This window comes from Sporosarcina sp. FSL K6-5500, from assembly GCF_038005665.1.
Classification (GTDB): domain Bacteria; phylum Bacillota; class Bacilli; order Bacillales_A; family Planococcaceae; genus Sporosarcina; species Sporosarcina psychrophila.
This window is the reverse complement of sequence record NZ_JBBOTP010000001.1, coordinates 1,637,501-1,640,000: the sequence shown is the minus strand read 5'-3', so window position 1 is coordinate 1,640,000 and position 2,500 is coordinate 1,637,501. Positions and strand designations below refer to the sequence as shown.

At 47.2% G+C, this 2,500-nt stretch carries 1 protein-coding gene and 2 rRNA genes (2 of these 3 cut by a window edge); 2 read left to right on the top strand and 1 reads right to left on the bottom strand.

The features are described from left to right. Nucleotides 1-1,283 (top strand): 23S ribosomal RNA (locus tag MKX62_RS07595); it begins 1,649 nt to the left of the window's first position. Between the two features lie 81 nt (nt 1,284-1,364). Further along, nucleotides 1,365-1,480, top strand: a 5S ribosomal RNA gene (rrf, locus tag MKX62_RS07590). Nucleotides 1,481-2,277: 797 nt separating this feature from the next. Here rrf and MKX62_RS07585 read toward each other — a convergent pair. Continuing rightward, a protein-coding gene (locus MKX62_RS07585; protein WP_338654421.1) for a hypothetical protein crosses the window boundary here: on the bottom strand, nt 2,278-2,500 show its 3' portion. Its footprint extends 164 nt past the window's final position; 223 of the gene's 387 nt are visible here — the last part of the coding sequence; its start codon lies off the right edge, out of view; its stop codon occupies nt 2,278-2,280.

Below are 2,500 nucleotides of genomic sequence, written 5' to 3'. Positions count from 1 at the left end.
ACCGCAAACCGACACAGGTAGGCGAGGAGAGAATCCTAAGGTGATCGAGAGAACTCTCGTTAAGGAACTCGGCAAAATGACCCCGTAACTTCGGGAGAAGGGGTGCTCTGGTAGGGTGTTAAAGCCCGAGAGAGCCGCAGTGAATAGGCCCAGGCGACTGTTTAGCAAAAACACAGGTCTCTGCAAAACCGCAAGGTGAAGTATAGGGGCTGACGCCTGCCCGGTGCTGGAAGGTTAAGAGGAGAGGTCAGCGCAAGCGAAGCTTCGAATTGAAGCCCCAGTAAACGGCGGCCGTAACTATAACGGTCCTAAGGTAGCGAAATTCCTTGTCGGGTAAGTTCCGACCCGCACGAAAGGCGTAACGATCTGGGCACTGTCTCAACGAGAGACTCGGTGAAATTATAATACCTGTGAAGATGCAGGTTACCCGCGACAGGACGGAAAGACCCCGTGGAGCTTTACTGTAACCTGATATTGAATTCCGGTGCAGCCTGTACAGGATAGGTAGGAGCCTTGGATTCCGGAGCGCTAGCTTCGGATGAGGCGTTGGTGGGATACTACCCTGGCTGTATTGGACTTCTAACCCATGCCCCTTATCGGGGCAGGAGACAGTGTCAGGCGGGCAGTTTGACTGGGGCGGTCGCCTCCTAAAGAGTAACGGAGGCGCCCAAAGGTTCCCTCAGAATGGTTGGACATCATTCGTAGAGTGCAAAGGCATAAGGGAGCTTGACTGCGAGACCTACAAGTCGAGCAGGGTCGAAAGACGGGCTTAGTGATCCGGTGGTTCCGCATGGAAGGGCCATCGCTCAACGGATAAAAGCTACCCCGGGGATAACAGGCTTATCTCCCCCAAGAGTCCACATCGACGGGGAGGTTTGGCACCTCGATGTCGGCTCATCGCATCCTGGGGCTGTAGTCGGTCCCAAGGGTTGGGCTGTTCGCCCATTAAAGCGGTACGCGAGCTGGGTTCAGAACGTCGTGAGACAGTTCGGTCCCTATCCGTCGCGGGCGCAGGAAATTTGAGAGGAGCTGTCCTTAGTACGAGAGGACCGGGATGGACATACCTCTGGTGTACCAGTTGTCTTGCCAAAGGCATCGCTGGGTAGCTATGTATGGACGGGATAAATGCTGAAAGCATCTAAGCATGAAGCCCCCCTCGAGATGAGATTTCCCATTACGCAAGTAAGTAAGATCCCTCAAAGAAGATGAGGTTGATAGGTCTGGGGTGGAAGCACGGCGACGTGTGGAGCTGACGGATACTAATCGATCGAGGACTTAACCAATTTTGAAAAGGGCTTGATTACCCTGGTTTTGTGTAGCACAATGTCTGTTTTATTCAGTTTTGAGCGAACAAGCTCAAAGAGTCTGGTGACGATTGCGAAGAGGTCACACCCGTTCCCATCCCGAACACGGAAGTTAAGCTCTTCAGCGCCGATGGTAGTTGGGGGTTTCCCCCTGCGAGAGTAGGACGTCGCCGGTCTCATTGAAAGGTCATTACCTTATAGGTAGTGGCTTTTTTTGTGTTAATTCTTAATTTTCAATAATGATTTGAGGTCGTGTTTGGCGATAAGTAGAAGTATAAAGTCGAAACATTCGCCTATCGTCAAAATGTGAATCTGACCTTATACTATGTTACGTCTGTTAATTAACCACTATCTTAAATAAAGCACCTGTAAGAAATGCACAAAAGTCTACATGTAACCTTGTCCAGTTCCGGCTTGCTTTGGACGATATGATCACGCCACCTTTACCGCGAGTTAAAGGTGGCTGGAAATGAATGCTTCACCCCAGCCACATCTTTTTGGGAGGAATTTCAATTCATTTCTCCTTGGTCATCCTGTTACGATTATCTGTCCATCGCATACCTCCAAAGTTCAAATGAAAAATGCCACTATTTTGGAAGAGGAACGAATAACTGTCTTTCTAGAGAGGAAAGTGGTTATGCACTTGTTCCCAAAAGCTTTAGCACTTCGCATACTAGAATGTTTGGAGAGTGACGGATGAACGACCACCCTACATAGCAGAAATCCCTATAATGGGTACAGTAGTCATTCAGTCCAAATCAACCCAACAGCACCTGTAGATGGGGCTTCTAGTGTTTAATCACAAAAGTAAGAAGTCATTACTGGTTAACTGTGGGTAATCAACACATGTGGTACTATGTTATATTTTAAAGTTGATTTAATGAAAAATTAAAATAGACTTGGATCTACAATAGTAGATCCAAGTCTATTTCGCTATAAATTATGAGAGCGGAATGTTTAATAAGTGCATCCCCTAGTTTTCATGCACAATTTCGATTCTGTTAAATCCTCCAAACTGTGGATTTGAATCTAATTGAGTATAGTAGCTTACATCTATTTCGTCACCTACAGTTAAAGTCCCAGGAACGTCTTTCATAGGTAGCCATACCGATGATGTTCGTTGTTCCCATGTCAGAGATTCAGTTGGATTCCAATCTATCTGTGAATTCAGCTCTTCAATATCTTGTGATTTAATC